We start from the raw sequence: 6594 nt of genomic DNA, 5'->3' as shown, positions 1-6594 counted from the left end.
ACCGCGCGCGTGACCCTCGCGCCGTGACGATCAGCTTCCGTGGGCGGCTGCTGGCCGCGCTGGTCGGCAGCGTCGGGTTGCTCGGGCTGGCCAGCTTCCTCGTGGTCGGCTACCAGACACAGCGGCAGGTGGATCGCGTGACCGCGCAGACGGCCGATCGCACGCGACGCGCACTCGCCGAGGTCGAACGACTGCGGCGTGCGGAACTGACCCGCGTGGCGCGGCGCCTGACCAGCTCGATTCGCATCGCCGCGGCACTCGACTCCGCCGTGTCTGGCGGCGACCGGCGGGAGTTCACCGAGCAGGTGACCTACGAACTCACGCTCGCCGAACTGCGCGAGGGCCTGGTGCAGTTCGACGACACGCAGGGCGCGCCCGTGCTCCGGTTGCTGGACTCCATGCCCGTGGACGCCTCGGCCGCCGGGACTTCCCCCGTCGAGGGTGATGCGGCCGGCGCCTACCGTATCGTCGACGGGCGCCTGTTCATGGTGATCACCGAGCCACTGACGCTCTTCGATGCCCCCGTGGGGAGCCTGACGCTGGGCTTTGCCGTCGACGATGAGGTGGCCACGAGGCTTGCGGCGATCGTGGAGGCCGACGTCTGCTTCGCGGCCGGCCGATGCCTGGCGGCCAGCACCGGCGCAAAAGACGCGACACTCGCGACAGCCCTGGTCGGCGCCGCGCAGGCCGGCGCGCCGACCTTCCTCACGCACGCCGGACGCCGCCTCGCGATCGTGGCCACGCCGCTGGCGGGCAGCGGACCCGCCGTGGCGGTGAGCGCCGTGCCGCTCGACGAGGTGATCGCGCCCTTCGACCGCATCAGGCGCGTCGGGCTCATCGCCGCTGCCGGCGCCCTGGTGCTCGCCGTGCTCCTGGCCACGGGCCTCTCCGCGCAGCTCACGCAGCCCATTCGCACACTGGTGGGCGCCACCGAGCGCGTGCGCCGCGGCGACTTCGACTTCACCGTCACCGTGCCGCACGCCGACGAGTTCGGCACGCTCGCGGGCGCCTTCAACCAGATGACCGAGGGACTGCTGCTCAAGGAGCGCTACCGCAGCGTGCTCGACATGGTCGTCTCGCCAGACGTGGCCGCCGAGTTGATGAAGGGCGACCTGCGCCTGGGCGGCGAAACCCGCGAGGTGTCGACGCTGTTTGCCGACGTCCGCGGCTTCACCTCGATCACCGAGCACCTGTCGCCGCAGGAGGTCATCGCGATGCTCAACGAGTGGCTCGATCTCGCGGCTCGCACCATCACCGACGAGGGCGGCGTGGTCGACAAGTACGTCGGCGACATGGTGATGGGCGTGTTCGGCGCGCCGGTCCACGACGCCGACCATGCGCTACACGCGGTGCGCGCAGCGCTGCGCCTGCGCGAGGCCACGCGCACGTTCGATGCGGCCCGGCGGGCGCGAGGCGAGGCGCCGTTCACGATCGGCATCGGCGTCAACAGCGGGCCGGCCGTCGCCGGCAACATGGGGTCGACGACACGACTGAACTACACCGTGCTCGGCGCCTCGGTGAATGCGGCCAACCGGCTCTGCTCCGAGGCGGGTGCCGGCGAGGTGCTGATCGGCGAGCGCACGCACGCGCTCGTCGCCGCCGCCGTCGTGGCGCAGCCGCTGCCATCGCGACTCGTCAAGGGCTTCTCGACGCCCGTCGTGCCGTATCTCGTCGAGTCACTCGCCTCGGGCGACGCGGAGACACGGGCATGATCGCCAGATCCGTGTTCGCGCTGGCTGTCTCACTGGCGCTGCTGGCCTCGTCGCCGAGCCACGCGCAGGTGTTCGACCTGCCGACGCTCGAGCAGGCAGGCGTGCGCTACGACTCGCCGGGCGGCCTCGTGCAGATCGTGCCCAGCGCGCGCATCGACGTCGACCTGTTCGTGCCGCAGGACGAACCGGCGTGGCACCTCGAGGGCACCAGTCCCTTCGTCGCAGGTCGCGTGAGCCTGTTCACCGACGTGTTCATCGGGCGCCACCTGTTCTTCTCGAGCGAGGTGCGCGTCGACCGCGGACAGCCGGCGCGCAGCGGTCCGCTGCGCCTGCACCTGCAGCAGGCCTTCGTGCGCTACACGCCGGTCGCCGGACGCAACGTGAGCGTGCAGGCCGGCAAGTTCGTGGCGCCGTTCGGCGGCTACCCCGGCCGCGCCCACACGAAGGCGGACCCCTTCGTGCGACCGCCGCTGGCCTACGACTACCGCACCGTGATGTCGGCCACCGAGTTCCCCGCTGCCAACGACGGCGTGTTCACGTGGAAGGATCGGCCCCCGTTCCGTGCGGCCGGACTGCCCGTGGTGTGGGCGGTGCCCTACCCCGTCGGCGCCACCGTGACAGTCGGCCACGGGCCGGTGTCGGGCGTGGGTGGCGTCGCCACGAGCGCGGTCTCGGCCGATCCGTCCGACTGGGACCGCTGGCGCATCGACGCGCCTGCGGGCCTCTCGGCTCTCGGCCAGGTGCGGTGGCGGGTGCGGCCGGAGCTGCACGTGGCGGTGTCGTACGCGCACGGTCCGTACATGGATCCCGAGATCGATGCCCCACGCCAGGCCCAGGAGACATGGGGGCTCGACGCGACGTTCGAGCGCGGACGGGTCGCCCTGCGCGGCGAACTGCTCGTGAACCGCTGGGAGGTGTTCCGCGTCAACGAGTCGACACGCGACGTCTCGGGCTACGTCGAGGCGCAGGCCACGCTGGCGGCCGGGTGGTTCGTGGCCGCACGCGCCAACGCGATCACGTTCCGCGACCTGCCGCGCTCATCTGGCGTGCGCGACCGGTGGGACTACGACATGAGCCGCTACCAGTTCGGCACCGGCTACCGCCTCGGGCGCGCCAGCGAGATCCGCGGGGAGTACATGATCAACCGCACGGTCGGTCGTGAGGACCCACGCGACGATCTGCTGTCGCTCCAGTGGACGTTCACGTTCTGACACAGAACGGCAGTCGGCAGTCGGGAGTCGGTAGTCAGAGACCGCCACACGATTCGTGGCCGTCGACGTTCACGTCGACGGGCGGTGACGCCTCGCTAGCCCCGGCTCCGCTCATCTCGGCCACAACCACGCGGCGCACACCGCCGTGCGCGCCTTCTCGGCGCGCCGCGGCTCACTTCGTGACGTGCGGCGAGTAGTCCACGACGAAGGCACCGACGAAGATGCCGCTCGTGCCGAGCAGTTGCCCGAACTTCTTGTGCTCGGGGTGTGGCAGGTAGGCGTCGCGCGCTGCGGCATCCTTGAAGGTCAGCTGATACACGTGCGTGAAGCCCTGGTTCAGCCCCTCGGGGCTGTTGTTGACGCCATCCTCGAACCCGGTGATGCCGGGGATGCTCTTCGACAGCGCGCGGAAGGCATCGGTGATCCGCTGGATCTGCGCCGGCGTGGCCTCCGGCTTGTACTTGAAGACGACGACGTGGCGAACGGCCTGGGTGGGCGGTTGTGCAGCGGTCGACCGGTTGAGGGGACCGAGGGTCACGGCACCCAGCGTGAACGCGGTGAGGATGGCGGCGGCGAGTCTGGACATCGGCGCATTCTACGCGGATGCGCCTGCGGCGGGCTGTTTGCCCGGTCGGGGCCGCGCCAGTACCGGTCAATGGCTGTCGACGTTCACGTCGATGGGCGCGACGGGGTACCATCCGCCCACGAGGAACAGAGATGGCTGACGAGTGTTGCCCCGGCGGGAACTGTGCGCCCCAGGTGGACCGACGCGACTTCGTGCGCCTGGTCGGCCTCGGGCTGACGTCGACCGCCGCGACCGGCGTGCATGCGGCCACCGCTGCCGACGCCGCACAGGCGCCGGGTCCCGCGCCCGCGCCGGTACCCGGCGCCGACGCGCTGCTTGCCGACGACGCGTGGCCGTCGCTCCGGGTGTACGACCACGATCATCTCGCCCGCATCGCGCTGCCGCTCGGCGGCATCGGCACGGGCACGGTGTCGCTCGGCGGCCGCGGCGACCTGCGCGACTGGGAAGTGATGAACCGCCCGGGCAAGGGCTTCGTCCCTGCCTTCGCTGGCGCGGCGCCGTTCCTCGCGCTGTACACGCGTCGCGGCACGGATGCGCCCGTGTGCCGCCTGCTCGAAGGGCCCGTGGACGACCACGCGTGGGAGGGCAGCCACGGCGCGCCCGGCGCGAACCTCAACCTGCCCCGCTTCCGCGACGCCGCGTTCGCCACCGCCTACCCCTTCGGCCGCGTCGTCCTCCGCGACGCCGACGTGCCGGTGGAGGCGCACATCAAGGCGTTCAACCCGCTCGTGCCCGGCGACGCCGACGCAAGCGGACTGCCGCTGGCCTCGATCACGGTCGAGCTGCGCAACACGACCGGCGCGTCCATTGCCGCGGCCGTGTGCGCGACGCTGCCGAACTTCATCGGCGTGGACGGTTCGCAGACGACGAAGGACTGGAAGGGCGATCGGCAATACGTGGGCGCAAAGGGCAACCGCATCGCCACGCGCGACGCCGATGGCCTGCGCGGGCTCGTGTACTCGTCGACCGGGGTCGATCCGCTGGCCGAGGCGTGGGGCTCGCTCGCACTGGCGACGACGGCGACGACGGGAGTGACACGCCGGACGATGTGGGTGGCGCCTCGCTGGGGCGTGCCGCTGCTCGACTTCTGGGACGACTTCTCCGCCGACGGACGGATCGACGAGCGCGAAGGCGACTCGAACGTCAACACCCCGGTGGGATCGCTGGCGGTGTCGCTCGACATCCCGGCAGGCGCCACGCGCGAGGTGACGTTCCTGCTCGCGTGGCACTTCCCCAACCGCTACACGTGGACGCCGGCCCACACGCCGCCGTCGGGCGACGACCGCATCGGCAACCACTACACGGGCCGATGGACCGACGCCTGGGACGTGCTCGCCCGCCAGGCGGCAGGTCTCGAGGCCCTCCGCGGCCGCACGGCGCGCTTCGTGACGAGCGTGACGCGATCCGATCTGCCTGCCGAGGTGAAGGAGGCCGCGCTCTTCAACGTCAGCACGCTGCGCACGCAGACCTGCTTCCGCACGCCAGACGGCACGCTGTTCGGCTGGGAAGGCATCGCCGACACGCAGGGCTGCTGCCACGGGTCGTGTACGCACGTGTGGAACTACGAGCAGGCGACGGCGTACCTGTTCGGCGATCTCGCGTGGTCGATGCGCGAGGTCGAGTTCGGCCAGGCGATCGACGAGCAGGGGATGATGAGCTTCCGCGTCAACCTGCCGCTGTCGCGCGGGCGCGCCTACGGGAAGGCTGCCGCCGACGGGCAGATGGGCTGCGTGATGAAGGTGTATCGCGACTGGCAGCTCTCGGGTCGCGACGCCGACCTGCGACGCCTGTGGCCGTCCATCCGCCGCAGCGTGGAGTTCTGCTGGATCCCGGGCGGCTGGGACGCCGATCGCGACGGCGTGATGGAAGGCTGCCAGCACAACACGATGGACGTCGAGTACTACGGCCCGAATCCACAGATGGGCCTCTGGTACCTCGGCGCGCTGCGTGCGGCCACGGAGATGGCCACGCACGTCGGCGACACGGCCTTCGCCGAGACCTGTCGCGGGTTGTACGCGCGCGGCCGCGCCTGGATCGACACGCACCTGTTCAACGGCGAGTACTACGTGCACGAGGTGCGTCCGCCGTCGAGTGCGTCGGCGGTCGCCCCGAGCCTGCAGGTGGGCATGGGCGCGAAGGACGTCACCAAGCCGGAGTTCCAGCTGGCGCAGGGCTGCCTGGTCGACCAGCTCGTCGGGCAGTTCATGGCGCGCGTGTGCGATCTCGGGTCGCTGGTGGACGTGGCCCACGCGAAGACCACGCTGGCCAGCATCCTCAAGTACAACCGCCGCGCCGACATGCACGCGCACTTCAACAACATGCGCGTGTTCGCGATGGGCGACGATGCGGCGCTGCTGATGGCGAGCTACCCGAAGGGGCGCCCGGAGAACCCGTTCCCCTACTTCACCGAGGTGATGACGGGCTTCGAGTACGCGGCCGCAGTCGGCATGCTCTACGAAGGCCTCGAGTCCGAGGGCCTGGAGTGCATCCGCATGATCCGGGCGCGCTACGACGGGCGGCGGCGCAACCCGTTCGACGAGGCCGAGTGCGGGCATCACTACGCGCGGGCGATGGCGAGCTGGGCCGCCATCCTGGCGCTCACCGGCTTCCACTACTCCGCCGTCACGAAGCTGCTGCGCGTCGCCGAGCGCCCCGGGCGCTACCCGTGGTCGACGGGCCACGCGTCGGGGTCGATGCAGGTGTCACAGGCGCGGCTGACGATCGACGTACACGAGGGCCGGCTGCCGCTCGAGTGGGTCCGCCTCGGCGAGCGCGCGGTGAGGCCGTCAGGTCGCACGCAGCCCCTCGTCGCCGGCGACCGCATCGAGTTCCCGCACAGGTAGGGCCGGGTGTCTCACCCGGCCGCTGGGCGCGGGGCGGCAAGAGGCCTCATGACAGCGGCGCGGTGAGGACACCGCGCCCTACCTCGGAGCTCGTACCAACCCGTCGCCGATCGTCGCCACGCCGGGGATCAGCACCGGCACCTTGCCACCGATCGCGCGTTCGCCGAACAGCGCGCGTGCCGCCGAGCGCTCCGCGCGGTCGTACAGGTCGTACGTGAGCAGCACCGACGGCAGCGACGGCA

Annotated in this window: 4 protein-coding genes; 3 read left to right on the top strand and 1 reads right to left on the bottom strand. The window is 71.2% G+C overall.

The features are described 5' to 3' along the window. Positions 1 to 1712: adenylate/guanylate cyclase domain-containing protein (locus ACIRDX_RS19165; RefSeq protein ID WP_396627045.1), on the top strand; the 1712-nt coding region annotated here is incomplete at its 5' end. Continuing rightward, positions 1709 to 2923: a hypothetical protein gene (locus ACIRDX_RS19160; protein ID WP_396627044.1), complete on the top strand. Its 1215-nt coding sequence runs from the start codon at positions 1709 to 1711 to the stop codon at positions 2921 to 2923. The genes ACIRDX_RS19165 and ACIRDX_RS19160, both read left to right, overlap by 4 nt. A 172-nt stretch (positions 2924 to 3095) precedes the next feature. Here the strand turns inward: ACIRDX_RS19160 and ACIRDX_RS19155 are convergent, their stop codons facing one another. Further along, a complete protein-coding gene (locus ACIRDX_RS19155) occupies positions 3096 to 3509 on the bottom strand; it encodes a Dabb family protein (protein WP_396627043.1) in 414 nt (137 codons plus the stop codon). A 131-nt stretch (positions 3510 to 3640) separates the two neighbouring features. Between ACIRDX_RS19155 and ACIRDX_RS19150 the strand changes: the two genes are divergently transcribed. After that, the gene (locus ACIRDX_RS19150) at positions 3641 to 6352 is read left to right on the top strand and encodes a GH116 family glycosyl-hydrolase (protein ID WP_396627042.1); all 2712 of its coding nucleotides are present in this window, start codon (positions 3641 to 3643) and stop codon (positions 6350 to 6352) included. Positions 6353 to 6594 lie beyond the last annotated feature (242 nt).

Source organism: Luteitalea sp. (assembly GCF_044337415.1).
Classification (GTDB): Bacteria; Acidobacteriota; Vicinamibacteria; order Vicinamibacterales; family Vicinamibacteraceae; genus Luteitalea.
Note: the sequence above shows the minus strand (reverse complement) of the source record. Positions and strands in the feature narration are given on the sequence as shown.

Excerpts from the sequence above, each read along its gene's own strand:
- ACIRDX_RS19160 (WP_396627044.1), top strand. The coding sequence starts at position 1,709 with ATGATCGCCAGATCCGTGTTCGCGCTGGCTGTCTCACTGGCGCTGCTG.
- ACIRDX_RS19150 (WP_396627042.1), top strand. The coding sequence starts at position 3,641 with ATGGCTGACGAGTGTTGCCCCGGCGGGAACTGTGCGCCCCAGGTGGAC.
- ACIRDX_RS19155 (WP_396627043.1), bottom strand. The coding sequence starts at position 3,509 with ATGTCCAGACTCGCCGCCGCCATCCTCACCGCGTTCACGCTGGGTGCC.